This is a genomic window from Actibacterium sp. (genome assembly GCF_055134745.1).
The window spans coordinates 1-23,938 of record NZ_JBSRVX010000049.1; the positions used below are offsets into that span (position 1 = coordinate 1).

Genomic DNA, 23,938 nt, shown 5'->3' on the forward strand with positions numbered 1-23,938 from the left:
GGGGGGGGGGGGGGGGGCCCCCCCCCCCCCCCCCCCTTGACCATGCCAGCCCGCTGCGCATAAACGCCGCCATGGTTCCGCAAGACAAACTAGACCAGATCACCCAGCGTTTCGAATTTCTCGAAGCGAAACTCGCCAGCGGGTCTGCGGATGATTTCGCCGGCCTCAGCCGCGAATATGCCGATCTTCGACCGGTCGCGGACCAGATCGCGGCCTATCGCGCCCTGCTTGATCAGCTTGCCCAGGCGCGTCAGATGCTGTCCGACCCCGAGATGAAGCAACTGGCCGAGGAAGAACTGCCGCTCTTGAAGGCGCAACTGCCGCAGATGGAACAGGCGCTGCAACTGGCGCTGTTGCCGCGCGACGTGGCCGATGCCCGCCCGGCCATCCTGGAAATCCGCCCCGGCACCGGCGGGGAAGAGGCCGCACTGTTCGCCGCTGATCTTTTGCGCATGTATCAGCGCTATGCCGAGACCCGCGGCTGGCGGTTCGAGATCATCGAACTGGCCCAGACCGAACTTGGCGGCATCAAGGAGGTCATCGCCAATATCCGGGGCGAGGGCGTGTTCGCCCGGTTGAAATACGAATCCGGCGTGCACCGTGTTCAGCGCGTTCCCACCACCGAAAGCGGCGGGCGTATCCATACATCGGCGGCCACCGTCGCCGTGCTGCCCGAGGCCGAAGAGGTCGATATCGCCATTCCCGCCACCGATATCCGCATCGACACCATGCGCAGCTCTGGCGCCGGGGGCCAGCATGTGAACACCACGGATTCGGCGGTGCGCATCACCCATATTCCCAGCGGCATCGTCGTCACCAGTTCCGAAAAATCCCAGCACCGCAACCGAGAGATCGCCATGGGCGTGCTGCGCGCCCGCCTGTTCGACATGGAACGCCAGCGCGCCGACGATGCCCGCGCCGCCGACCGCAAGGCGCAGGTCGGCACCGGCGATCGGTCCGAACGCATCCGCACCTATAACTTTCCCCAGGGCCGCATGACCGATCACCGCATCAACCTGACGCTCTACAAGCTGGATCAGGTCATGCAGGGTGATCTGGACGAGGTGATCGACGCCCTTCAGGCCGATGACCAGGCCCGAAAACTGGCGCAGATGGGCGCATGACCGGCGATCAGGCCCTGCGCGCCGCCACGGCCCGGCTGGTGGCGGCGGGCATGCCCGACGCGCCGCGCGATGCCCGCCGCCTGCTGTCCCATGCCTGCGATTGCGCGCCGGGGCGGCTGTCGCTGATCCTGCCAGACCCGCTGGACGCCGTCGCCCTGGCCCGGTTCGAGGCCGCCATTGCCCGCCGCGCCATGCGTGAACCGGTGTCGCATATCACCGGGCTGCGGGCCTTTTGGGGGCGTGATTTTCGGGTCAGCGCCGATGTCCTGGACCCGCGCCCAGAAACCGAAAGCCTGATTGAACAATGCCTTGCGGCGGAGTTTTCATCCGTTCTGGATCTGGGCACCGGCTCGGGCTGCATCTTGTTGACGCTGCTGGCCGAACGCCCCGACGCGCACGGGTTGGGATGTGATCTGTCCGCCGCTGCCCTGCGCATCGCGCGCGAAAACGCCACCCGCCTGGGGATCACCAGCGCGCGGTTTCAGCAGGCCGACTGGTTCACCGGCGTTACCGGCCGATTTGACCTTGTCGTGTCGAACCCGCCCTATATCGCCGATGACGAACGCGCCGCCCTGTCGCCCGATGTCCGCGACTGGGAGCCGCATCTGGCGCTCTTCCCCGGCGGCGATGGTCTGTCGGCCTATCGCGCCATCGCGGCCGGCGCGGCGGCGCATCTAGCCCCCGGCGGTCGGCTTCTGGTCGAGATCGGCGCGGCGCAGGGCCCGGCCGTGCGCGCGATCTTTGCCGGCGCAGGCCTTGAAAACATCGCCATCCATCCCGATCTTGATGGCAGGGACAGGGTTGTAAGTGCCCGGCAGGTCTGAAACCCGCGCTGCGCACCCGTTGCAATCGGGCCAGTTGGTGCCAGATTTGCCAAGATATGCGCATTTTTTCCTTGTCTTGCCGCAAGCGTCATGCTTAGCAGGGAATGCAGGTGGCGGGATGGTTTTGACCTCCTCCCTTGCGTCAAGCCCGACATTCGCCCCATCGGTGAACACCGCGCGCATCCCGCGCGGATAGGGATCAGAGAAGCCACAATAAGGCTGGACACCAGAAAAAATATGAGATCATCCAAGTCACGTTCGCGGTCGAAATCCAACAACCGCCCACGGTCTCCCGTCGGGAACATCATCAATCGTGTGTTCGAAAGCTCGGGCCCCGAAGGCAAGGTTCGCGGCACGCCGCAGCAGATCATTGAAAAATACAATCAACTGGCGCGCGACGCACAGCTGAGCAATGACCGCGTCGCTGCCGAAAACTTTCAGCAACATGCCGAACATTACGATCGTATGCTGGGCGAGGCCCTGCGCGAACAAGAGGCGCGCCGCGAACAGCATGAATCGCAGAACAATCGCAACAACGACAACCGCGATTCCGGCGGACGCGGCGGCAATGATCAGCCGCGCCAGAACGATCAGGCCAACGCGCCCCAGCCCGAGACCGCCCAGCCCGAAACCCGCCCCGCCGATGTCATCGACACAGGCAGCCAGGACGGTGACAGCGGGCTTGTCGAAACGCCCGAGGAACGCCCCGCGCCACGCAAACGCCCCCAGCGCAAGCCCAAGCCGGCACCCGCGGCCAAGTCCGAAACTTCTGCCGATGATGCCCCGGTCACACCCCTGACCGAAACCCCGGCGGCGGAATAATCTCAGCCCTTGACCAGCCGCGCCAGGGCACAGAACCCCTCCAGCCCGACCTGCTCGGCACGGGTGGTGGGGTCCAGCCCGGCGGCGCGGATCAGGCCTTCAACATCCGGGGCCAGCCCCTTCAGACTGGATCGCAGCATCTTGCGGCGCTGGTTGAACGCCATCGCCACCACCCGTGACAGGGTGGCGGCATCGGCCGGATATAACGGCGCGGGACGGCGCGTCAGATGCACCACCGCCGAATGCACCTTGGGCGCGGGGGTAAAGGCCTCGGGCGGCAGGCTCATCACCACCTTCGGGTCGGTGCGCCACTGCGCCAGGATCGCCAGCCGCCCATAGGCCTTACCGCCCGGCTGGGCGATGATGCGCTCGGCTACCTCTTTTTGAAACATCAATGTCAGGCTGTCCCAGAACGGCGGCCAGTGATCCGGCGTCAGCCAGCGCACCAGCAATTCTGTGCCCACATTATAGGGCAGATTGGCCACCACCCGGATCGGCGGCGTCAGATACCGCGTGGGATCAATCGCCAACGCATCGGCATTGATCACCTGCAACCGTCCGGGATAGCGCGCCGCGATCTCGGCCAGCGGCGCCATGCAGCGGGGATCTTTTTCAACCGCCAGCACCCGGCGTGCCCCCTCGGCCAATAACCCGCGCGTCAACCCGCCGGGGCCGGGGCCGACCTCCAGAACATCACAGCCGGTCAGATCGCCGGCCTGACGCGCGATCTTGGCCGTCAGGTTCAGATCCAGCAGAAAATTCTGCCCCAGCGATTTCTTCGCCGACAGATCATGCGTGGCAATCACCGCGCGCAGCGGCGGCAGGTCGTCAATCGTGGTCATAAGACCCCATCTTCTTGGCCCAAATACTCTCGCCGAAGGCGGTTATCCACGTGCGCGCGCCATCCGGTCAGCCATTTCCAGCGCCGCAACCAGGCTGGACGGATCGGCAACCCCTTGTCCGGCAATATCAAACGCAGTGCCATGATCGGGCGAGCTGCGGATGAACGGCAGCCCCAGCGTCACATTCACCCCGCCATGGAAATCCAGCGTCTTGATCGGGATCAGCGCCTGATCGTGATACATCGCCACCGCAACGTCATACCGGGCGCGGGCGGGGGCGTGAAACATCGTATCTGCCGAATGCGGGCCGGTCACATCCATGCCTTCGGCACGCAGGCGGGCCAGAACCGGGGCGATCACGTCGATCTCTTCGCGGCCGATCTTGCCGCCTTCGCCCGCATGCGGGTTCAGCCCGGCCACCGCGATGCGCGGTGTCTCGATCCCGAAATCGCGGATCAGGGCGGCATGGGTGATGCGCAGCGTCTGTTCCAACAGCGCTTGGGTCAGCGCGCCGGGCACCTGTGCCAGCGGGATATGGATCGTGACCGGCACTACCCGCAACGCATCGCAGGCCAGCATCATCACCACGCGGTCCACCCCGGCCAGGGCGGCCAGATATTCGGTATGGCCCGGATGGCTGAACCCCGCGCCGTCTTGCAGGGCCTGCTTGTTGATCGGACAGGTGCAGATCGCACCGGCCGCGCCCGATTGCACCAGATCGACGGCGCGCGCGACCACCGCGATCACCTCGGCGGCATTGGCGGGCGCGGGCTGGCCGGGCAGGGCAGGGGCCGGAAAGCTGTGGCGCAGCACCGGCAGCGCGGTGGCCGCCACATGCAGCGCGTCATGGGGGGCATGAATCTCGCGGTGGGGCACCCCGGCAGGCAGATGCGCCGGATCACCGATCCAGAAGAACGGCAGCCGCGCGCCCAGTTCGGTCCAGGCCTTGGCGGCGATCTCGGGGCCGATACCAGAGGGCTCGCCGCAGGTCAGCGCGATGGGGGCGCGGCTCATGGTTCGCGGATGATGGCATCGGCCCGCAATGTCGCCAGATAGCCGTCGGCATAGGATGTCAGCCGCTGGTTCTGCAGCCGCATACGAATTTCGTCGCGGTTGGGTGCCGTGTCCAGCGATGCGGTGCGCCCACAGACCATCACGATGGCAACCCCGCCGGGAATGGTCTGAACCGCGGCTTCGTTATCATCCAGCCGCGCCAGGTCCAGCGCGACATCCTGCGGAATTTGCGATGGCAGCACCGTCTGGCGCTGCAGGCGTTCCGGCGGCAGAGCGCGTGCGGCGCCATAAAGATCGTCGCAGGTGTCGCTGCGGGCGATGATTGCCTGCGCCTGGCCCGCATCCGCGCCGGGCAGCGACAGGCGCGCATAGTCCACCGCCAGCGGCTGCTGGGCGCGGGCGCCGGTCTCCTCGATCGCGCGCAACTGGAACAGGCCCACCGCATTGGGCAGAGATACCGGTTCGGTCACACCGCCCGGCGGCAACGTCAGCACCTGGGCCGCCAGGTTGGGGGGCAGAACCGACAGGTCGACCCAGTCGATCCGGCCGCTCGCCGCCCGTGATCCCGAGACCGAATATTGCTGCGCCGCCTCGGCAAAGGCGGCGGTGCCCTTGATCTGGCGCGACAACTGTTCGGCCAGCGCATTGGCCTGGGCCGCGAATTCAGGCGTGTCGGCCCGCAGGATGATTTCCGACAACAAGACCCTGGCGCCGCCGCCCGGCACGGTCAGCGCCGCGGCCCGGTCTATTTCTGCGTCCGAAATCTGGGCGCGCGGGCCAAAACGGGTGCGCACCACCTCGCGCCAGGCCAGCCCGGCTTCGACAAAATCGCGAAAGGTCTGTTCTGCGACGCCGGCCTTGGCCAGTTCGGCCACAAAGGCCTCGGCCGTCAGATCGGCGCGGGCGGCGAATTCGCTCATCCCGTCACGGATCACCTGTTCATCCAGCCGAATGCCCAGATCGGCGGCCGCATCCAGTTGCAGGCGGTCGTCGATCAGCGCGTCTAGCGCCTCGGGGGCGATATTGCCCGAAGAACCCAGCAGCCGCATGAAGGCGATACGCTGATCCAGTTCCCAATTTGTGATCGCACGGTCATTGACGATCAGCCGGGGCGCAAAGGCGCCACCCTTCTGGGCAAGGGCCGGCAGCGCCAGCGCCAGCGCCGCGAAAAGGCCAAGAATAGCAATGCGCGAAAATCGGATCATGTCGTCAGCCATCCGTCCTGTCTGTTCCTATCTGGTGCAGCGGGCCGCCGCCGGGCGGGCCTGCGCCCCCGCTCCGAACCCGGCCAGCGATATGGTCAGGCCGAAATCGGTCGTGGGCGTCACACTAGTCGAGGACGTGAACCGACGCGAGAGCGAAACATCCACCGTTACGCATTCGTTTCGGTATTCCAGCCCCACGCCGGCGCGCGCCGCGCGTTCGTTCACGATGTCATACCGCCAGTCGGCCTTGCCGGTCCAGTCCGAACGAAAACGATAGCTGGCATCCATCAGCCATTCGGATGTGTCCGTTGGGCGGGCCTCGATCGGGTTGGCCTCTTGCCAGATCAGGCTAGAGGCCACGGCCAGATCATCGTTGCGCCAGTCCAGCCGCAATTCGTTGCGTGTGAAATTCAGCCCGTCATTGAACACCGCCCGGTTGGTCAGGCGCAGATTGCCCGGTGTGGTCAGTTGCACGGCCGCCAGCCAGTCGGATCGCGCCCCGTCCAGGCCCGATCCGGCCGCGAATTGCGTCAGCGCCTGCGTGCGCAGGATGCGCCCCGCCGTGGCCCCCAGCGACCAGCCCGAAGGGGAAAGCCTTGTGTATGTGATGCCGATATTTGCCCGTCCGCCCTGTTCATAGGCATCTGCCCCGGCAAACCGGCTGAGCGAATACAGATTGCCCTCGTCGAATTCCGCGCTGAGCGAATCTTCGTTGGGAATGGCGGCGCTGCTGTCATTGCTCCAGACCAGTTGCACGACCGGCTCCAGCACATGCGCCACGCCGCCCGCACCCGCGCGCAGCATTGGCCAGCGCAGCTCTGCCGCCACGAAAGGGGCGGTGCGGGCGACCGATGCGTCCGAGGTGCTGTCATCGCCGATCGTATAGTAATCCAGCGCCAGGGCGCCTTGCGCGCTCAGCAGCATGCCATTGCGCAGGGTCCAGCCGCGCCGCCAGTCGATCTGCCCCGAAAGACGCGCCATGTCGCGCCCGGTCACATCGGCTGTCGAGCGGCGGTTGAAGGCAAAGACCTCGGCCCGGGTGGTCAGGATACCGCCCAGCCCAGCCGGTTCGAACCGCCGCTGCCAGTCGCCGGTAAGCAGCGTCGAGGGCAAGGTCAGGTTTGATTCAGAGGCCCGCAGCGAATTGTAATAGATCAGCCCCGCGCCAAGATATTCGTCATGCCGGGTGCGGGTGATATCGGCGCGGCTGGCCAGACGGTCGGTATCGGAATAGCTATAATCCAGCAGATAGGCCGGGTCGGACACGGTGCGCAGTGCGAAATCCAGCGTGAAATCACGTGGCAGGTCGAATTGTCCTTCGGCGAACAGATAGCGGCGGGTTTCCCCCTGGCGCAACGTGTCGCGCGACAGCGCGCCGTTCAGTTCGATCTCGCCGCTGCCAAATGCCTGGCGATAGCGCAGTTCGGCGGTGCGGGTGCTGCCCGTCGAAAGATAGGGGGTCACGGTCAGATCGGCGCTTTGACCCATGGTGATGAAATAGGGCAGCTTGACCCCGGTGCCCAGCTTGTCGGTGATACGCACCTTGGGCACCAGAAAGCCGGTGGCCCGTTTCAGGCTGGGATCGGGCAGGCGCAGGCGCGGCAGATAGAGGATCGGCACGCCCATCACCTCCAGCCGCGCATGATCGAAATACAGCTGTTGCTCTTGCGCGTCATGGATGACACGCCGCGCCCGGATCTGCCACAACGGAACAGGACGCGCGGCACAGACCTGGCAGGACGAGGCGACGGTTTTTTCCAGCACGGTATAGCGCCCCTGCGCCCGCCGGATTTCGGCGGCGGCCAGTTGCAGTTGCTGCTCCAGCACCAGCCGCGCCGATCGCATCAGGCCCTCGCTCAGGTCGGGGGCCAGTTCGGCGCTGTCGGCCAGCAGGATCGTGCCATCCGCGGTTGTCAGCCGCATCTGCCCGGTGATCGACAGGCGATCGGCGTCGCGGTCATATTCCACCTTGTCGGCCTGCAGCACATAGCCGTCATAGATCACCTCGACATTGCCGCTGGCCAGCAGCCGGTTGTCGCCCTCGATCGACACCTTGTCAGCGATCAGGGTGGCGGGGGCTGCCTGCGCCAGTGCCAGCGCAGGCAGCCAGACAAGCGCCAAAAGGATCGCGGCCAGCCGGGTCATCATCCATCCTCCAGATGCAGCAAAAGGCCCAGTGACAGCATGATCCCGATCAGAGGCGGGCTCCAGGCGGCCAGAAGAACCGGGATATCACCGTTTTCGCCCAGAACCTGGGCAAAGTTGCGCAGGAAATACAGCGCCAGCCCCAACCCAAGCGCGGCCAGAACCATGACCCCCGTCTGCCCCGATCGCGTATGACGCATCGTGAACCCCGCCGCGATCAGCAGCATGGCCACGAAGAACAGCGGCATCGCCAGTTCCATATGCAACCATATCCGGTGCTGGCGCGCCGAAAACCCGGCCCGCTCCAGACCGCTGATAAAGGCGGGCAGATCCCAGATCGCGATGGCCGAGGGCGTGCCGAACCCGTCGCGGATGCGGTCGCGCGTCAGGTCGGATGGCAGGCGCAACTGGTCGATCAGGGTTGCGTCGCGTTCGGGGTTGGCGTCGGGATCGCCCAGATCCCAGCGCTTGGCATCCGAGATCAGCCAGGCGCCATCCGTCAGTTCGGCGCTGGCGGCCTCGATGCGGTATATCGGCCCGACCCCCGGCCCGAAACCCAGAAAGGTGACATCGAACAGCGTCGTGCCGTCCAGATTGGCACGTGCCGCGCGGATCACCACCTGTCCGTCGGTATCGCCCTGACGCAGCCACAGGCCTTCGGGGCTGATCGACAGCACTTCACCCGCGCCGCGCGAATAGCGGCTGGACAGGTCTTCGTGTTCGCGTGTCGTGGCTGCCACCATCGGGTTCAGCACGACCACCGCGAACAACCCGGCCAGCAGCGCGGTCACGCCCGGTGCCACAAGACTGCGCAGCGCCGAGCGGCCCGCCGCGCGCGACACCACCAACTCGGAACTGCGCGCCAGACCCAGATACAGCGCCAGCCCCGACAGCATCACGATCAGTGGCAGGATCCGGTAAACCCCTGCCGGCGTGTTCAGCGCCGCCAGCCCCAGCGCCTGGCCGAAGGTGATCGTGCCGATATCGAACCGGCGGATCTGATCGACCACATCCAGCAACATCAGGATAGCCGCGAACAGGGCAAAGACCGCCAGCAGCGTCAGCGCGAATTTGCGCGCGAAATACAGATGCAGGGTCATGCGGCACCCCTCGCCCGTATCCGGCCCCGGCGCGTCCTGTGGGCCCGGCCCGCATATCGGAGCATCGCATAGGCCACCACCACACCCACAAGGGGCGACAGGTAAACGACAGGCCACAACCCGCTGCCGGAACGCGCAAAATCGGCCGCGGCATTATCCATCAGTTGCAATCCTATCAGCATCACCACCGCCAGGATGATCTGCCGCCAGACCCCGAACCGGCTGAACCCGCCCTGCATCAGCGCCGCAAAACCGATCAGCGCACCCGCCAGCGCCAGAAAGGGCTGTGCGATGCGGGCATGGCCTTCATACAGGAATTCGGCCGGGCTGGAGCCTATCTGCGCGCTCTGGGCCGGATCTGCGCGCAACAGCTGCGGCGTTGACAGTTCCTCGATCGTCTTGCCCCGGATGCGCCCGGGATCCATCAAGGCGGCGATGTCGAAAACCGAATCGCGGAATCGTGTCACCGCCAGGCGGCGGCCTTCGCGGCGCAGGGTCTGTGACATGCCTTCGAACATCAACAGCTTGGGTCCGTCATCGCCCTGCGTCAGCAGCGCCCGTTCCGCGGTATAGGTGGTGCGGCTGGCCGGGTTGCGCGCATCCGCCAGAAAGATGTCATGCAATTCGCCCACAGGGGTGATCTCGCGGATGTAAAAGGTGATCCCGTCGACAGGGTGCAGGAACTTGCCCTCGGTCAGCAGCCGCGCGGTGATGTTCTCGGCGATCTCGTTGCGGCGTTCGGCCAGGCCGGTGCGGCTGATCGGCACCAGAAAGTGGTTCAGCACGGATACAAGCACCGCCACGCCCAGCCCGAACACGAAGACCGGCCGCGCAAGCCGCAACGGTGAATAGCCCATGGCCTGAACCACGACCAGTTCGCTTTCGCTGTTCAGGCGGTTGACGGTATAGACCGTGGCCGCAAAGGCCGCGACCGGCAGCACCAGCCGGATGACATTGGGCAGGGTCAGGGCGCTGAATTCCAGAAAGACCAGCGCAGATTGTCCGTCGCCGATCAGCTGATCGAACAGCCGCACCGCCTGATTGACCCAATAGATTGATACCAGCACCAGCGCGAAAAAGCCGAACAGCACTGTCAGGCGCGACAGAAGGTATCGGTCGAATTTCGGCACAACGTCCCCCGGTGATCCATGGCAATGCGCGCAGACCCTAGCCCAGATGGTGTTGGGGGAAAACTGCGATCTGGTCAAGCACGCGCCCGGGCGCTAGTTAGGATCAACCGCCCAGACAGGAGAGATCAGCATGACAACCCTACCCGAGTTTCGAATTGAACCCACCGATCTGGATGCGATTGCAAAGGCCCCGGGCCGTGTCGCGGTTTTTCTGGGGGAAGGCGGGCGCATGGATGCCTGCGGACGGCGCGTGAACAAACTGACGCGCGGCGCGCTGGCCCGTTTCGGCCAAAGCGATGGTTTCACCAAGATGAAACCGGGGCAGGCCGCAACGCTGGCCTTTCCGGCCGGGCTGGCGGCACAGGCGCTGGATGTGGTGCGCCTTGATCGCCGCCCCAGCGTGGACGAGGCCCGCAAGGCCGGTGCCGCCCTGGCAAAGCTGCAGGGCAAGGACGATTGCCTGGTATTGGCCGGCGGTATCGGGCGGGCCGGGCAGATCGCCCTGGGCCATCTGCTGCGCGCCTATCAGTTTGTGGATCACAAGACCGGCGACCAGACCCGCCCCGGCGCAGTCACCCTGATGACCGACAAGGTTGACGCGGTGGACCGCGATCAGATCGTTGCCCTGGCGCAGGGTGTGTTCTTCACCCGCGACCTGGTCAATGAGCCGGCCAATATTCTGACCACCTTCGATTTCGCCACCCGCCTGACCGCCCTGCGCGATCTGGGTGTCGAGGTCGAGGTGCTGGAGGAAGAAGACCTTGAAAAGCTGGGCATGCGGCTGCTTTTGTCCGTGGGGCAGGGATCGGCCAGCCCCTCGAAGGTGGTCGTGATGCGCTGGAATGGCGGGGCCAAGGACGCCGCCCCGCTGGCGCTGATCGGCAAGGGCGTGGTGTTCGATACAGGTGGCATCTCGATCAAACCCGCCGCCGGCATGGAAGACATGACCATGGATATGGGCGGCGCGGGTGTCGTGGCCGGCGTGATGCGGGCGCTGGCCCTGCGCAAGGCCCCGGCCAATGTGGTCGGGCTGGTCGGGCTGGTGGAAAACATGCCCTCGGGCACCGCGACGCGCCCCGGCGATGTCGTGGCCTCGATGAAGGGCGACACGGTCGAGATCATCAATACCGATGCCGAGGGCCGCTTGGTGCTGGCCGATGTGCTGTGGTATGCGCAGGACCGGTTCAAACCGGCCGCCATGGTCAATCTGGCCACGCTGACCGGGGCGATCATCATCGCGCTTGGGCATGAAAAGGCCGGTGTCTTCAGCAATGATGACGCATTCGCCGCATCCTTCCTGAAGGCCGCCGCCACCGAGGGCGAAGGCGCCTGGCGGATGCCGCTGGATGCCGCCTATGACGAAAAGCTGAAATCGCGGGTGGCCGACATGATGAATGTCGGCGGGCGCGATGCAGGCTCGATCACGGCGGCGCAGTTCCTGCAACGGTTTGTCAAAGACGGCTGCCCCTGGATCCATCTGGATATCGCGGGGGTTGCCAGCGTCAAATCCGACACCACGCTGGCCCCCAAGGGCGCCACCGGCTGGGGCGTCCTGGCGCTGGACCGCCTGGTGCGTGACCGGTTCGAAGCCTAGGCGATGGGCAACGCCCTGTTCTATCACCTGACCCGCCGCCCGCTGGAACAGGTTTTGCCGCCGCTGCTGGAGCGTTCGCTGGCGGCTGGCTGGCGGGTGGTGGTGCGGGGCAGGGACAGCGCAAGGCTGACCTGGCTGGACGAGGCCCTGTGGACCCACCCCGAAGACGGGTTCCTGCCGCATGGGCTGGCAGGGGGAGAATTTGATGTCGATCAGCCGGTGCTGATCACGACAAGCCCCCACAGCCCCAATGGCGCAGCCTGCCTGATGGCCGTGGACGGGGCCGATGTTGCGCCCGATGAGGTTGCGGCGCTGCAGCGGGTCTGCATCCTGTTCGATGGTAATGATCAGGCCGCCCTGGCGCAGGCGCGCGTGCAATGGAAGACGCTGACCGGGGCAGGGGTGGCGGCGCAATATTGGTCAGAAGAGTCGGGCCGATGGGAAAAGAAGGCCGAAACCCCTGCCTGAACCCGATTTTTTGCAGAAAAATTGCGGCCTGGCGCGGGTATTGGCGCAAAAGGCAATTTCAGAACCGGGTAATCAGGCCGACTGTCGCCGATCTGCCCACAGTTTGGATGCCGTTAGCGCGAACGATATTGCATGCGCGGCCCGCCCCTTCTAAGCCCCAGTGCAAATTCCCGTTTCAACAAAAGGACCATTGTCATGAAGGCCACCCGCACCGTCCAGAAAATCCTGTCGAATTACGAAGGCGATACCCCCGGCGTCAAGGCGAACCTGTGCCGGATGCTGATGCAGGGCAAGCTGGGCGGCACCGGCAAGATGATCATCCTGCCGGTCGATCAGGGTTTTGAACATGGTCCGGCCCGGTCTTTCGCGCCCAACGAGGCAGGCTATGATCCGCATTACCATTATCAACTGGCGCTGGATGCGGGCCTGAACGCCTATGCCGCCCCCCTGGGCATGATCGAGGCGGGCGCTGACACATTCGCCGGCCAGATCCCGACCATCCTGAAATGCAACTCTGCCAATTCGCTGATGTCGGGCACCGCCGGCAAGAACCAGGCCGTGACCGCATCGGTTGATGACGCGCTGCGGCTGGGCTGTTCGGCGATCGGGTTCACGATCTATCCGGGATCGGACTGCGCGCTGGACATGTTCGAGGAAATCGTCGAGATGCGCCGCGAAGCCGCCGCCAAGGGTGTTGCAACCGTGATCTGGTCCTATCCGCGCGGCGAGGCGATCACCAAGGATGGCGAGACCGCGATTGATGTCGCCGCCTATGCCGCCCAGATCGCCGCGCTGATCGGCGCGCATATCATCAAGATCAAGCTGTCGACCGACCATCTGATGCTGCCCGAGGCCAAGAAGGTCTATGAGGATCAGAAGATCGATATCGCGACGCAAGCCGCGCGGGTGCGTCATTGCATGCAGGCCTCGTTCGGCGGCCGTCGCATCGTGGTCTTTTCGGGCGGCGCCAAGAAGGGCTCCGACAGCGTGTATGACGATGCCCGCGCGATCCGCGATGGCGGCGGCAATGGCAGCATCATCGGGCGCAACAGCTTTCAACGTTCGCGCGAGGATGCGCTGGATATGCTGGGCAAGCTGGTCGATATCTACAAGGGCAAGGCCTGATCACACGCGCGGGCGGGGGCGCTTTGCCCCCGTCACCCGGCATTCTGCGTGAACCGGACCTTGCCGATATAAGGCAGGTTGCGGTTGCGCTGGGCAAAGTCGATGCCATAGCCCACCACGAATTCGTCGGGAATTTCAAATCCCGTCCATGTTGCCTTGATCGGCACCTCGCGCCGGGCCGGTTTATCCAGAAGGGCGCAAATTTCCAGCCGTCTGGGTTTGCGCCCCTGCAGGATGTGCATCACATGCGACAGGGTAAAGCCGGTATCGACGATATCTTCCACCACCAGCACGTCGCGGCCCTCGATCTCTCCGCGCAGGTCTTTCAGGATACGCACCTCGCGGCTGCTTTGGGTGCTGTTGCCATAGGATGAGGCCTCCAGAAAATCGACCTCGACCGGCAGGCGCAATTCGCGCACCAGATCGGCGATGAACACGAACGACCCGCGCAACAGCCCGACCACGATCAGCTTGTCGGTATCGGCGAAATGCGCGGTTATGTCGGCCGCCAGGGCCTCGACCCGGGCGGCGATTGTCTTGGCGGAAATCATTTCGTCGATCACATATGGTCTGTCTGGCATGGCTTACCCTTGAATTCCGGTTCCCGTCGTGGAAATGACCCCCTGACCCATATCAAAACAAATGCCCCATGCCGACCCATTCCGAAACACGCACGATGCCCTATAGCGCCAGACAGATGTATGATCTGGTGGCCGATGTCGCATCCTATCCGCAATTCCTGCCCTGGACGGCGGCTGCGCGTATCCGCTCGCGCAGACCCATTGACGGCGGCGAGGTGATGGAGGCCGATCTGGTGATCTCGTTCAAGGTGTTCCGCGAACGGTTCGGCAGCCGCGTCACCCTGTGGCCCGAGGCAGGCAAGATCGACACCGAATATCTGGATGGGCCGTTCAGATACATGAAATCGACCTGGGCCTTCCGCGATCTGGATCAGGGCGGCTGCGAGGTCGATTTCTTCGTCGATTTCGAGTTCAAGAACCGCATCCTGCAAAGCGTGATCGGCGTCGTCTTCAACGAGGCGATGTTGCGCGTCGTCAGGGCGTTCGAGCGGCGCGCCGTTCAGCTTTATGGTGATGGACAGCCCTGATATCCGGCCGGTTTTTCCCGGCCGGATGCTGCGCGTATGTCAGGACATTATTTCATAGGCCCGTTCGCCATGCGCGGCCAGATCAAGCCCGGTTTCCTCGGTTTCCGCATCGACGCGCATCGGCGCAACCAGCGCGGCCAGCTTCGCGATAACGACCGTGACCACCACAGTGAACAGCCCCACAATCGCCAGCGACCCCAGCTGGGCGGCCCAGCTTCCCAGCCCGAAGGCGGCGATCATGATCGTGCCGAAGATGCCGCCGATACCATGAACCGCGAACACGTCCAGCGTGTCGTCGATCTTCAGGCGGTTGCGGATCAGGTTCACCGCCTCCTGGCACAGCACCCCGGCAACCGCACCGATGATCAGCGCGTGCACCGGCCCGACAAAGCCCGAGGCCGGCGTGATCGAGGCAAGCCCCGCGATGGTGCCGGTGACAAGGCCAACCATTGACGCCTTGCCGTATTTCAGACGCTCCCACGCGGCCCAGCTCAGGCTGGCGGTGGCGGCCGAGATATGCGTGACCGTCAGCGCCATCGCCGCGCCGCCATCTGCCGCCAGTTGCGAGCCGCCGTTGAAGCCGAACCAGCCCACCCACAGCATGGCCGCGCCGATCATGACATAACCGGGGTTGTGCGGCGGCTTGTGGCGGTCGCGGCGCGGGCCCAGGATGACAGCGATCACCAGCGCGGCCAGCCCGGCGGTTTCATGCACCACGATGCCGCCCGCGAAATCGCGCACGCCTGTGGCTCCGAAAATACCGCCATCGGCCAGAAACCCGCCGCCCCAGATCCAATGCGTGACCGGGGCATAGCAGATCAGCATCCACAGCCCTGAAAACAAAAGAACAAAGCCAAATCCGATGCGTTCAACATAGGCCCCCACGATCAGGGCGGGGGTGATGATCGCGAAAGTCATCTGGAAAGCGAAGAACAGGATCTCGGGCAGGGTGCCGGCCAGATCATCCTCGCCAACGCCCAGCAACAGGATCTTGCCGAACCCGCCCCATATCGGCCCGCCAGAACCAAAGGCGATGGAATAGCCGGCCAGCAGCCATAGCACGCTCATCAAACAGGCGATGGCAAAGCATTGCATGAACACGCTCAGCACATTTCGTGCGCGCACCAGCCCGCCGTAAAACAGCGCAAGCCCCGGCAATGTCATGAAAAGCACCAGCGCGGTGGCCACCAATATCCAGGCGGTATCAGCCCCGTTCATTCCTTATCCCCCATATTCGCGCCGCTTTGGGCGTTTTGCCTGCCGTTTCGGCAGTTCGGGGGGTTATGCAAATAATCTGGGCGGTTGGCAAAGGTCTTTGTGCGGGCAAGCACAAAAAACAGTGTTCAGCTCAGCGCCTTGCACAACAGCGCCAGCGCGTGATCAACCGTGGCGCGGCGCACATTTGCGCGCCCGATGGCGCCGAAATCAACGGTTTCGGTGCGGGTGGGGCGGCCTGCCTGCGCCAGCGCGAAACAGACCCGGCCTTCGGGTTTGTGATCCGATCCGCCCGGCCCGGCGATGCCGGTGACCGATACCGCCAGCGTGGCGGCCGACCGGGCCAGCGCACCATCGGCCATTTCACGGGCAACGGGTTCGGACACCGCGCCAAAGGCGGTCAGCGTGTCGTCGCGCACGCCCAGCATGTCGCGCTTGGCGGCGTTGGAATAGGTGACAAAGCCGCGATCGAAGATATCCGATGATCCGGCGACATCGGTGATCGCCCCCGCGATCAGCCCGCCGGTGCAGCTTTCGGCGGTGGCGATCATCGCGCCGCGCGCGCGGGCAAGGGCCAGAAGATCGCCGTTCATCGCATGATCACCCCGTGATACAGGAATGCCGCCAGCATGACGACCAGCCCGGCGAACACGCCCGCGATCAGATCGTCCAGCATCACGCCAACCGCGCCCTTCTTGCGATCGGCCCAGCCCACCAGCCAGGGTTTCCAGATATCGAACAGGCGGAACATCACAAAGGCGGTGATCCAGCCCGGCAGGGGAAAATTCCAGCTGTCCAGCCCGGCCTGCCAAAACCCAAAGGATGGGGCCAGCAGCGCCAGCCACTGGCCTGCGACCTCGTCTATCACGATCTCGGACGGGTCTTTGTCGTCGCGCCCGGCAATGTCACGCGCGACGGCCCAAAAACCCAGTACGGTCACGGCAACCGTGGCCAGCGCCAGCAGGGGAAAGCCGCCCAGCCCGTGCAGCACGATCGCCAGCGCAACGGCCACGGCTGACCCCCAGGTGCCCGGCGCGGGGCGCAACAGGCCGATAAATCCGAATGTTGTGATAAAACGTATCATGATTTCAATATCGTGGCGGTTGCAATTGATGCAATGCCTTCGCCGCGCCCTGTAAAGCCCAGTTTTTCCGACGTTGTTGCCTTGACGCTGACGCGGTCCGGATCAATGCCCATGATGGCCGCCAGCGCCGCGCGCATCGCACCCGAATGCGGCCCGATCTTGGGGTGTTCGCAGATCAGCGTGACATCGCAATGGGTGATCGCAAAGCCACGGCTGCGGGCCCGTTCGGCGGCATGGCGCAGAAACACCGCGCTGTCGGCGCCTTTCCACTGGGGGTCGGACGGCGGGAAATGCTGGCCGATATCGCCTTCGGCCAGCCCGCCATAGATCGCATCGGTCAGCGCATGCATGCCCACATCGGCATCGGAATGGCCGACCAGCCCGTGGCTGTGCGCAATCGTCACGCCGCACAGGGTTACGGCATCGCCGGGGCCGAATTTATGCACGTCAAAGCCGTTTCCGGTGCGAATATCCATCTGCATCCCCCGCAAGATCCGCTCTGCCCGGGCGAAATCGCCGGGATGGGTCAGTTTCAGGTTATCCTCATCCCCCTGCACAATGGCCACGTCAAGACCCGCCGCCAGTGCCACGGCCACATCATCGGCGGCGCCACCGGGATGGGCAGCATGGGCAGCGCGGATCGCGGCCAGATCAAAGCCTTGCGGCGTCTGCGCCCGGAACAGCCCGTCGCGCGGATGGCTGGCCAGCACCCGGCCCGCCGCGCCGCGCCACAGCGCATCGGTGACCGGCAGGGCCGGGGCCGCGCCGGGGTGGTCGGCCAGCGCATCCAGCACCCGGTCGATCAGGCCCGCCGATACCAGCGGGCGCGCGCCGTCATGGATCAGAACGGTGCGGGCAGGGGGCCGGACGGCGGCCAGCCCCGCGCGCACGGAATCGTCCCGGTTGGCCCCGCCATCGACCCGGATCACCCCGGCTGCGGCGATTATGTCGAACAGGGCCGCGTCATCGGGATGGGTGACGACGATGATCTGGCCGATACGCGGATGTGCCGCAAAACGCGCGATGCAATGCGCCAGCACCAGTTGGCCGTCCAGCGCGCGATACTGTTTGGGAATGCCGCCGCCCATGCGGCTGCCACGCCCGGCGGCAACGATGATCGCGGCTGTGTTCATGCTTCCCCGCTGTGGTTTCAGTCCGGTTTAAGCGTTGCTGCCTCGCAGGGCAACGGCGTGCTGGCCGGGGTAATAACGCTCAAATATTATGCAGCTGTCTTTTCGCGCCGCATTTGTGGTCGTCTTATGATTGCAATATCGCGCGGGCAAGCTTACCTGCTGTATCAATTGCTCAAGGATTAAGCATTTGACGATTCATCTGGCAGACAAGGCGCTGACGCCGCCGGTTTTTCTGGCACCATTGGCCGGAATCACCGATTTGCCGTTTCGTAACCTGGTCTCGCGCTATGGGGCCGGGCTGGTGGTCAGCGAAATGGTCGCCAGCCAGGATATCGTCAATGCCCGTCCGGGCACCCGCGACCGCGCCGAACTGGGGTTGGGGATCGAAAACACCGCCGTTCAGCTTGCCGGGCGAGAGGCGCACTGGATGGCCGAGGCCGCCCGCATGGTTGCCGCCAACGGCGCCCGGATCATCGACATCAACATGGGCTGCCCTGCCAAGCGGGTCACCAGCGGGCTGTCTGGCTCGGCGCTGATGCGCGATCCGGATCATGCCTTGTCGCTGATTTCGGCTGTGGTCGATGCGGTCGATGTGCCGGTGACGCTGAAGATGCGGCTGGGCTGGGACGATGACGGGCGCAACGCACCTGAAATCGCGGCTCGCGCCGAACAGGCCGGTGTGCAGATGATCACGGTGCATGGGCGCACACGCTGCCAGTTCTACACCGGACAGGCCGATTGGGCCGCCATTGCCGCTGTCAAACAGGCAGTCGGCGTGCCGGTGATCGCGAATGGCGATATCACCGATGCCGATACGGCGCGTCAGGCGCTTGTCCTGTCAGGGGCCGATGGGGTGATGATCGGGCGTGCCGCACAGGGGCGGCCCTGGCTGCTGGCGCAGATCGCGTTGGCCCTGACGGGGGCTGCCGCCCCCGATGCGCCCATTGGGCCGGATCTGGCCGATATGGTGGCCGAACACTATCAGCAGATGCTGACCTTTTACGGGATCACGCTGGGGGCGCGGGTCGCGCGCAAGCATCTGGGCTGGTATATGGATCACGCTGGCACCCCGGCGGTGCTGCGGCGCGCGATTCTGACATCCGACAGCCCCGGCCAGGTGTTGCGTGCGCTGCCGCAGGCGCTGTCGCAGGACAACAGGTTGGCCGCATGAGCAAGCCGCGCGACAAGATCTGGACGGCCATGCCGGTGCCCGCGATCATCGTTGACCGCGAAAACCGGTTTTCCGAAATCAACCCGGCGGCCGAGCATTTCATAAACCGCTCGATCCGGGCGCTGGCGGGGGCCTATATCTGGGAAAAGCTGCATGTCGAGGCGATGCTGGAAGAGGCCTTCGACCGTGCCCGCGACAACCATGCCGAGATCGTCATCAACGATATCGCGGTTTCGACCCCGCCCAAGCCCGCCATTCAATGCAACCTGCATATCGCGCCCCTGAACGAATCTGACGGCACGATGCTGTTGCTGATTTCACCGCGCGACATCGCCGAGCGGCTGGGCCGGGCGCAGTCATCGAAATCGGCGGCGAAATCGGCAATCGGCATGGCGGAAATGCTGGCCCATGAAATCAAGAACCCGCTGGCGGGCATCACCGGCGCGGCCCAGCTTTTGTCGATGGGCCTGAAGGACGAAGACCTGGAACTGACCGACCTGATCGTCGCCGAAAGTCGCCGCATCGTCAAATTGCTGGAACAGGTCGAACAGTTCGGCAATCTGCGCCCGCCCCAGTGCAAGGCGGTCAATCTGCACGACCTGCTGGACAGGGCGCGCAAATCGGCCACGGTGGGCTTTGCCGCCAAGATGATGATCATCGAGGAATACGATCCCTCGTTGCCGCCGACCTGGGCGGATGGGGATCAGTTGTTGCAGGTTTTCCTGAACCTTTTGAAGAACGCCAGCGAGGCCTGCCTGCGCTCGGGCGTCGGCGGTGTGATCCGCATCCGCACCTTTTATGATCTGTCGTTGCGGCGGCGGCGGCAGGATGGATCGGGCCAGCCGGTGCCGCTGCAGATCGAAATCGTCGATGACGGCCCCGGTCTGCCGCCCGAGATTGCCAGCGAGATTTTTGAACCTTTTGTATCAGGGCGCGAAAATGGCACCGGTCTGGGGCTGGCGCTGGTATCAAAGATCGTCTCGGACCACGAAGGCCTGATCGGGGTCGAATCGGTGCCCGGACGCACGGTATTTCGTATTTCCCTGCCGGTCGCGCCCAAGGCGGAAGACTGACATGGCCAATTTAACCAGAGGATAGCAGATGGATGGCACGGTTCTGGTCGCTGATGATGACCGCACAATCCGAACGGTTCTGACCCAGGCGCTGACGCGCGCGGGATGCCGGGTGCATGCGACATCGTCGCTGATGACGCTGATGCGCTGGGTCGAAGAGGGCAAGGGCGATCTGGTCATTTCCGACGTGATCATGCCCGATGGCAACGGGCTGGAAATGCTGCCCAAGATCAGCCTTGAACGCCCCGGCCTGCCGGTAATCGTGATTTCGGCGCAGAACACGATCATGACGGCGATTCAGGCCGCCGAGGCCGAGGCCTTTGATTATCTGCCCAAACCATTCGATCTGCCCGATCTGATGAAGCGGGCGGCCCGTGCGCTGGAAACCAAGCGCCGCCTGCCGGGGCCCAAGCCGGTCGAGCCGATCACAGAGATGTCCGACGATCTGCCGCTTGTCGGGCGCACGCCACAGATGCAGGCCCTCTATCGGCTGGTGGCGCGGGTGATGAACACCGACCTGCCGGTGCTGGTCACGGGCGAAAGCGGCACCGGCAAGTCGCTGATCGCCCGCGCCATACACGATTTTTCCGATCGGCGCGGCCTGCCGTTTGTCACCGCCTCGGCCAGTGACCTGATGGGGATGGATGGCCCGTCAGAGCTGTTGTCGCGGGCGCGCGGCGGGTCGATCCTGTTTGACGAGGTCAGCGACCTGTCGCCCGAAGCCCAGGCGCGCATCGTGCGGATGCTGGACGCGCTGTCCGACAACGCCCCGCGCATCATGGCCACCAGCCAGACCGACCTGACCAGCCGCATGGAAGAGGGCGCCTTTCGCCAGGATCTGTTCTATCGGCTGTCGGGCGTCACCGTGAATGTGCCGGCCCTGCGCGAAAGGGTCGACGACATCCCGCTGCTGGCCGAACATTTTCTGGCGCGCGCCGAACGCGACGGGCTGTCGCTGCGCCGCTTTTCGCCCGATGCGTTCGAACTGATCCGCGCCTATAGCTGGCCGGGCAATGTGCGCCAGCTGGAAAACACCATCCGCCGCCTTGTCGTGACCAGTTCGGAAACCACCATCCGCCGCGCCGAGGTAGAGCAGATTCTGGGTAATCAGCCCGAGATCGAACCGCTGGTTGGCGGGGGCGAGGGCGAGAAACTGTCGGCCTCGGTCTACAAGCATCTGCGGCGTTATTTCGATCTGCATGGCGGCGTTCTGCCGCCGCCGGGCCTGTATGGGCGCATCCTGCGCGAAATCGAGATGCCCCTGATCGAGATCGCGCTGGAAGCATCGGGTGGAAATCAGGCGAAATGCGCCGATCTTCTGGGAATCAACCGCAATACTTTGCGCAAGAAGATCACCGACCTTGATATTCGCGTGACACGCCGTCGCAAGTTGATGTAAAACGGCAACATCGCCGTGTCGCACCGGCCTTGTCGGAAAGGTGCGCCACGATATCTTGTGTAAGTCGCCTGTTCAGGCACAATTGTAAGAGGCTGGTAGTGCGAAGCCCCGCGCCGAGCGCAACCTGGGACCTTCTGGCGCGGTTGCGCCGACAGCGGCGCGTTCAGAACGCCGCGACGCTGGGTCTGGGCATCCTTGGGCCATTGCTGGCCCTGGCGACCTTCCTGATGTTGGGCCCGCTCGATCAGGGGGCTTCGTCGGGCTGGCTGCGCACGGTCATCCTGTGCGATCTAGTCTATATCCTGGTGGTCGCGGCGCTGGTGATGTATCGCGTCGTGCAGATGATCGCCGCCCGCCGCCGGCGTTCAGCGGGTTCGCAGCTGCACCTTCGGCTGACCGGTATTTTCGCGCTGATCGCGCTGATCCCGACCGTTCTGGTGGCCGTTTTTGCCGTGGTCACGGTCAATACCGGGCTGGAGGGCTGGTTTTCGGACCGGGTGCGCCAGGTCGTGGGTTCGTCGCTGGAGGCGGCCGAGGCATATGAGGCCGAGCATCGCCAGGACCTGATCGCCGATGTAACTGCCGTGGCCAATTATCTGGACCAGACCCGCGGTGTCTTCTGGGTCGTGTCTGATGGCGAATTGCGCCAGCGGCTGGGATCAGCCCAGGCCCAGGTTCAGCGCGGCCTGAAAGAGGCCTATGTGATCGACGCGGCTGGCGATATCAGCGTGCGCGGCGAACGGTCATATCTGTTTGATTACGAACGCCCCTCGGAGGAGGCCCTGCGCCGCGCCGCACAGGGTGAAACGGTTCTGATACAGGACTGGGACAACGACGAATTTCGCGCGCTGGTCAAGCTGCAGGCCCAGGTTGACAGGTATCTGTATGTGTCGCGCAGCGTCGATGGCGATATCCTGAACCTGCTGGACAGCACGCAGGAAACCGCGAAATTCTATCAACAGCTTGAAAGCGAACGCGGGCGGCTGCTGTTCGAATTCGGGCTGCTTTATATCGGATTCGCGCTGATCATCATTCTGGCGGCGATCTGGTTCGGGTTGTGGGTGGCCGAAAGCCTGGCCCGGCCGGTGGGCCGGCTGGCGGGGGCTGCACAAAGGGTCGGTGCGGGTGATCTGGACGTGCGCGTGATCGAGGAACGCGGCGACGATGAAATCGCCATGCTGGGACGGATGTTCAACCAGATGACGCGCCAGTTGAAACGCCAGCGCACGACCCTGCTGGAAAACAACCGCCAGATCGAAGACCGGCGCCGGCTGTTCGATTCCGTTCTGGGGTCGGTAACGGCCGGGGTGATCGGGCTGGATACCGAAGGGCGGCTGGATTTCATGAACCGTTCGGCCCTGCGCCTGCTGGATCTGGACGAGACCCGCGATCAGGGCAGCCCGCTGGGCGATGCCGTGCCGGAATTCACGCCGCTGTTTGCGCGCCTGCATGCCAAGGGGGCCGAAACCGCGCAGGAAGAGCTGCGCCTGACCCGCCGCGGCAAACTGGAAAGCCTGCTGGTGCGGATCGCCACGCGGCGCAATGCCGATGGCGCGCCCGAAGGCTATGTGGTGGCGTTTGACGATGTGACCGAACTGGTCAGCGCCCAGCGCATGGCCGCCTGGGGCGATGTGGCCCGGCGCATCGCGCATGAGATCAAGAACCCGCTGACCCCGATTCAGTTGTCGGCCGAGCGGCTCAAGCGCAAGTTTCGCCCGATTGTCGGCGATGAGGCCGGGCTGCTGGACCAGTATACCGATGTCATCATCCGCCAGACCGGCGATCTGCGCCGTATCGTGGACGAGTTTTCAAAATTCGCCCGAATGCCCGAACCAGATCGCAAGCCCGCCGATCTGGCCGCGCTGGTGCGCGATGCCGTCCTGTTGCAGGAAAGCGGACAGCCGGGCGTGGCATTCGTCACCGATCTGCCCGATGGTCAGGTTCTGGTCAATCTGGACGCCACGATGATCGGGCAGGCCCTGACCAATCTTATCAAGAATGGCGGCGAGGCGACCGAGACCCTGATCGAAACCGGTGCGCCGGATGGATATCGCCCGCAGATGCGGGTTGCGCTGACGGTCGAGGGCGATCAGGCCGTGATCCGCATCGCCGATAACGGTATCGGCCTGCCCGAGGATCGCGCGCGCCTGTTCGAACCCTATGTCACGACGCGCGACAAGGGCACCGGGCTGGGCCTGCCCATCGTCAAGAAGATTATCGAGGAGCATGGTGGCACATTGGTTTTGACCGATGCCGCCATTTTTGAAGGTAACCACCACCACGGTGCACAGGCCGAAATACGACTGCCGCTGGCTGCGGCGGCGCAGTGGCCGGCCAAGGCCGTGGCGGAATGAAAAAAGAG

Annotated in this window: 22 protein-coding genes; 11 read left to right on the forward strand and 11 right to left on the reverse strand. The window is 64.5% G+C overall.

Translation table 11 applies throughout. The annotated features are described in order from the left end of the window. Window positions 1–71 precede the first annotated feature (71 nt). From prfA to ACTCHC_RS10145, 3 genes are all read left to right on the forward strand, one after another. Window positions 72–1,124 (forward strand): peptide chain release factor 1, encoded by a 1,053-nt coding sequence (gene prfA / locus ACTCHC_RS10135; protein WP_463022372.1) that lies wholly within the window; start codon window positions 72–74, stop codon window positions 1,122–1,124. Further along, window positions 1,121–1,948: a peptide chain release factor N(5)-glutamine methyltransferase gene (prmC, locus tag ACTCHC_RS10140; protein ID WP_463022373.1), complete on the forward strand. Its 828-nt coding sequence runs from the start codon at window positions 1,121–1,123 to the stop codon at window positions 1,946–1,948. Before prfA ends, prmC begins: the two co-directional genes overlap by 4 nt. Before the next feature lie 237 nt (window positions 1,949–2,185). After that, on the forward strand, window positions 2,186–2,770 hold the full coding sequence (locus ACTCHC_RS10145) for a DUF4167 domain-containing protein (RefSeq protein WP_463022374.1): 585 nt from the start codon (window positions 2,186–2,188) through the stop codon (window positions 2,768–2,770). 2 nt (window positions 2,771–2,772) lie between these two features. Here ACTCHC_RS10145 and rsmA read toward each other — a convergent pair whose 3' ends face one another. The 6 genes from rsmA to lptF are packed head-to-tail and all read right to left on the reverse strand — an operon-like array spanning window position 2,773 to window position 10,206. Continuing rightward, window positions 2,773–3,612, reverse strand: coding sequence for a 16S rRNA (adenine(1518)-N(6)/adenine(1519)-N(6))-dimethyltransferase RsmA (rsmA, locus tag ACTCHC_RS10150; RefSeq protein WP_463022375.1), 840 nt, complete (start codon window positions 3,610–3,612; stop codon window positions 2,773–2,775). 42 nt (window positions 3,613–3,654) lie between these two features. Further along, window positions 3,655–4,626 (reverse strand): 4-hydroxythreonine-4-phosphate dehydrogenase PdxA, encoded by a 972-nt coding sequence (gene pdxA, locus ACTCHC_RS10155; protein ID WP_463022376.1) that lies wholly within the window; start codon window positions 4,624–4,626, stop codon window positions 3,655–3,657. Continuing rightward, the gene (locus tag ACTCHC_RS10160) at window positions 4,623–5,843 is read right to left on the reverse strand and encodes a peptidylprolyl isomerase (RefSeq protein WP_463022377.1); all 1,221 of its coding nucleotides are present in this window, start codon (window positions 5,841–5,843) and stop codon (window positions 4,623–4,625) included. The genes pdxA and ACTCHC_RS10160 overlap by 4 nt, the downstream gene beginning before the upstream one ends. Window positions 5,844–5,858: 15 nt before the next feature. Further along, entirely contained in the window at window positions 5,859–7,976 is a 2,118-nt protein-coding gene (locus ACTCHC_RS10165; protein ID WP_463022378.1) for an LPS-assembly protein LptD, read from the reverse strand. After that, entirely contained in the window at window positions 7,976–9,076 is a 1,101-nt protein-coding gene (gene lptG / locus ACTCHC_RS10170) for an LPS export ABC transporter permease LptG (protein ID WP_463022379.1), read from the reverse strand. The genes ACTCHC_RS10165 and lptG overlap by 1 nt, the downstream gene beginning before the upstream one ends. Continuing rightward, on the reverse strand, window positions 9,073–10,206 hold the full coding sequence (gene lptF / locus ACTCHC_RS10175) for an LPS export ABC transporter permease LptF (protein WP_463022380.1): 1,134 nt from the start codon (window positions 10,204–10,206) through the stop codon (window positions 9,073–9,075). Before lptF ends, lptG begins: the two co-directional genes overlap by 4 nt. Window positions 10,207–10,336: 130 nt before the next feature. Between lptF and ACTCHC_RS10180 the strand changes: the two genes are divergently transcribed. The 3 genes from ACTCHC_RS10180 (at window position 10,337) to ACTCHC_RS10190 (ending at window position 13,393) form a co-directional block, all read left to right on the forward strand. Further along, window positions 10,337–11,800, forward strand: coding sequence for a leucyl aminopeptidase (locus ACTCHC_RS10180; RefSeq protein ID WP_463022381.1), 1,464 nt, complete (start codon window positions 10,337–10,339; stop codon window positions 11,798–11,800). Window positions 11,801–11,803: 3 nt separating this feature from the next. Then, window positions 11,804–12,268: a DNA polymerase III subunit chi gene (locus tag ACTCHC_RS10185; RefSeq protein ID WP_463022382.1), complete on the forward strand. Its 465-nt coding sequence runs from the start codon at window positions 11,804–11,806 to the stop codon at window positions 12,266–12,268. 195 nt (window positions 12,269–12,463) lie between these two features. After that, window positions 12,464–13,393: a class I fructose-bisphosphate aldolase gene (locus ACTCHC_RS10190; RefSeq protein ID WP_463022383.1), complete on the forward strand. Its 930-nt coding sequence runs from the start codon at window positions 12,464–12,466 to the stop codon at window positions 13,391–13,393. Between the two features lie 32 nt (window positions 13,394–13,425). Here ACTCHC_RS10190 and hpt read toward each other — a convergent pair whose 3' ends face one another. After that, complete coding sequence (gene hpt, locus ACTCHC_RS10195; protein WP_463022384.1) at window positions 13,426–13,974, reverse strand: hypoxanthine phosphoribosyltransferase; 549 nt, start codon at window positions 13,972–13,974, stop codon at window positions 13,426–13,428. A 68-nt stretch (window positions 13,975–14,042) separates the two neighbouring features. Between hpt and ACTCHC_RS10200 the strand changes: the two genes are divergently transcribed. Continuing rightward, on the forward strand, window positions 14,043–14,501 hold the full coding sequence (locus tag ACTCHC_RS10200; RefSeq protein WP_463022385.1) for a type II toxin-antitoxin system RatA family toxin: 459 nt from the start codon (window positions 14,043–14,045) through the stop codon (window positions 14,499–14,501). Window positions 14,502–14,540: 39 nt separating this feature from the next. On the opposite strand, the gene ACTCHC_RS10205 is transcribed toward ACTCHC_RS10200, so the two are convergent. The 4 genes from ACTCHC_RS10205 to ACTCHC_RS10220 form a co-directional block, all read right to left on the reverse strand. Then, window positions 14,541–15,719, reverse strand: a complete 1,179-nt coding sequence (locus ACTCHC_RS10205) for an ammonium transporter (RefSeq protein ID WP_463022386.1) — start codon at window positions 15,717–15,719, stop codon at window positions 14,541–14,543. Between the two features lie 125 nt (window positions 15,720–15,844). Continuing rightward, window positions 15,845–16,309, reverse strand: coding sequence for a CinA family protein (locus tag ACTCHC_RS10210; protein ID WP_463022387.1), 465 nt, complete (start codon window positions 16,307–16,309; stop codon window positions 15,845–15,847). Further along, window positions 16,306–16,800 carry a phosphatidylglycerophosphatase A family protein gene (locus ACTCHC_RS10215; RefSeq protein ID WP_463022388.1) on the reverse strand — a complete coding sequence of 165 codons (495 nt, stop codon included), beginning with the start codon at window positions 16,798–16,800 and terminating at the stop codon, window positions 16,306–16,308. The genes ACTCHC_RS10210 and ACTCHC_RS10215 overlap by 4 nt, the downstream gene beginning before the upstream one ends. Continuing rightward, window positions 16,797–17,933: a bifunctional 2-C-methyl-D-erythritol 4-phosphate cytidylyltransferase/2-C-methyl-D-erythritol 2,4-cyclodiphosphate synthase gene (locus ACTCHC_RS10220; RefSeq protein WP_463022389.1), complete on the reverse strand. Its 1,137-nt coding sequence runs from the start codon at window positions 17,931–17,933 to the stop codon at window positions 16,797–16,799. The genes ACTCHC_RS10215 and ACTCHC_RS10220 overlap by 4 nt, the downstream gene beginning before the upstream one ends. Before the next feature lie 187 nt (window positions 17,934–18,120). Here ACTCHC_RS10220 and dusB point away from each other — a divergent pair, with 187 nt between their 5' ends. From dusB to ACTCHC_RS10240, 4 genes are all read left to right on the forward strand, one after another. Then, window positions 18,121–19,104: a tRNA dihydrouridine synthase DusB gene (gene dusB, locus ACTCHC_RS10225; protein WP_463022390.1), complete on the forward strand. Its 984-nt coding sequence runs from the start codon at window positions 18,121–18,123 to the stop codon at window positions 19,102–19,104. After that, the gene (locus tag ACTCHC_RS10230; RefSeq protein ID WP_463022391.1) at window positions 19,101–20,177 is read left to right on the forward strand and encodes a two-component system sensor histidine kinase NtrB; all 1,077 of its coding nucleotides are present in this window, start codon (window positions 19,101–19,103) and stop codon (window positions 20,175–20,177) included. The genes dusB and ACTCHC_RS10230 overlap by 4 nt, the downstream gene beginning before the upstream one ends. 28 nt (window positions 20,178–20,205) lie before the next feature. After that, the gene (locus ACTCHC_RS10235) at window positions 20,206–21,576 is read left to right on the forward strand and encodes a response regulator (RefSeq protein ID WP_463022392.1); all 1,371 of its coding nucleotides are present in this window, start codon (window positions 20,206–20,208) and stop codon (window positions 21,574–21,576) included. A 98-nt stretch (window positions 21,577–21,674) separates the two neighbouring features. Beyond that, window positions 21,675–23,930 carry a sensor histidine kinase NtrY-like gene (locus tag ACTCHC_RS10240; protein ID WP_463022393.1) on the forward strand — a complete coding sequence of 752 codons (2,256 nt, stop codon included), beginning with the start codon at window positions 21,675–21,677 and terminating at the stop codon, window positions 23,928–23,930. Window positions 23,931–23,938: the final 8 nt, after the last annotated feature.

Coding starts and splice junctions, on each gene's coding strand:
- ACTCHC_RS10230 (WP_463022391.1), top strand. CDS start 19,101: ATGAGCAAGCCGCGCGACAAGATCTGGACGGCCATGCCGGTGCCCGCG.
- hpt (WP_463022384.1), bottom strand. CDS start 13,974: ATGCCAGACAGACCATATGTGATCGACGAAATGATTTCCGCCAAGACA.
- prfA (WP_463022372.1), top strand. CDS start 72: ATGGTTCCGCAAGACAAACTAGACCAGATCACCCAGCGTTTCGAATTT.
- ACTCHC_RS10200 (WP_463022385.1), top strand. CDS start 14,043: ATGCCGACCCATTCCGAAACACGCACGATGCCCTATAGCGCCAGACAG.
- ACTCHC_RS10160 (WP_463022377.1), bottom strand. CDS start 5,843: ATGGCTGACGACATGATCCGATTTTCGCGCATTGCTATTCTTGGCCTT.
- ACTCHC_RS10145 (WP_463022374.1), top strand. CDS start 2,186: ATGAGATCATCCAAGTCACGTTCGCGGTCGAAATCCAACAACCGCCCA.
- prmC (WP_463022373.1), top strand. CDS start 1,121: ATGACCGGCGATCAGGCCCTGCGCGCCGCCACGGCCCGGCTGGTGGCG.
- ACTCHC_RS10165 (WP_463022378.1), bottom strand. CDS start 7,976: ATGACCCGGCTGGCCGCGATCCTTTTGGCGCTTGTCTGGCTGCCTGCG.
- ACTCHC_RS10190 (WP_463022383.1), top strand. CDS start 12,464: ATGAAGGCCACCCGCACCGTCCAGAAAATCCTGTCGAATTACGAAGGC.
- ACTCHC_RS10185 (WP_463022382.1), top strand. CDS start 11,804: ATGGGCAACGCCCTGTTCTATCACCTGACCCGCCGCCCGCTGGAACAG.
- ACTCHC_RS10220 (WP_463022389.1), bottom strand. CDS start 17,933: ATGAACACAGCCGCGATCATCGTTGCCGCCGGGCGTGGCAGCCGCATG.
- ACTCHC_RS10215 (WP_463022388.1), bottom strand. CDS start 16,800: ATGATACGTTTTATCACAACATTCGGATTTATCGGCCTGTTGCGCCCC.
- pdxA (WP_463022376.1), bottom strand. CDS start 4,626: ATGAGCCGCGCCCCCATCGCGCTGACCTGCGGCGAGCCCTCTGGTATC.
- ACTCHC_RS10180 (WP_463022381.1), top strand. CDS start 10,337: ATGACAACCCTACCCGAGTTTCGAATTGAACCCACCGATCTGGATGCG.
- rsmA (WP_463022375.1), bottom strand. CDS start 3,612: ATGACCACGATTGACGACCTGCCGCCGCTGCGCGCGGTGATTGCCACG.
- ACTCHC_RS10210 (WP_463022387.1), bottom strand. CDS start 16,309: ATGAACGGCGATCTTCTGGCCCTTGCCCGCGCGCGCGGCGCGATGATC.
- ACTCHC_RS10235 (WP_463022392.1), top strand. CDS start 20,206: ATGGATGGCACGGTTCTGGTCGCTGATGATGACCGCACAATCCGAACG.
- ACTCHC_RS10205 (WP_463022386.1), bottom strand. CDS start 15,719: ATGAACGGGGCTGATACCGCCTGGATATTGGTGGCCACCGCGCTGGTG.
- lptG (WP_463022379.1), bottom strand. CDS start 9,076: ATGACCCTGCATCTGTATTTCGCGCGCAAATTCGCGCTGACGCTGCTG.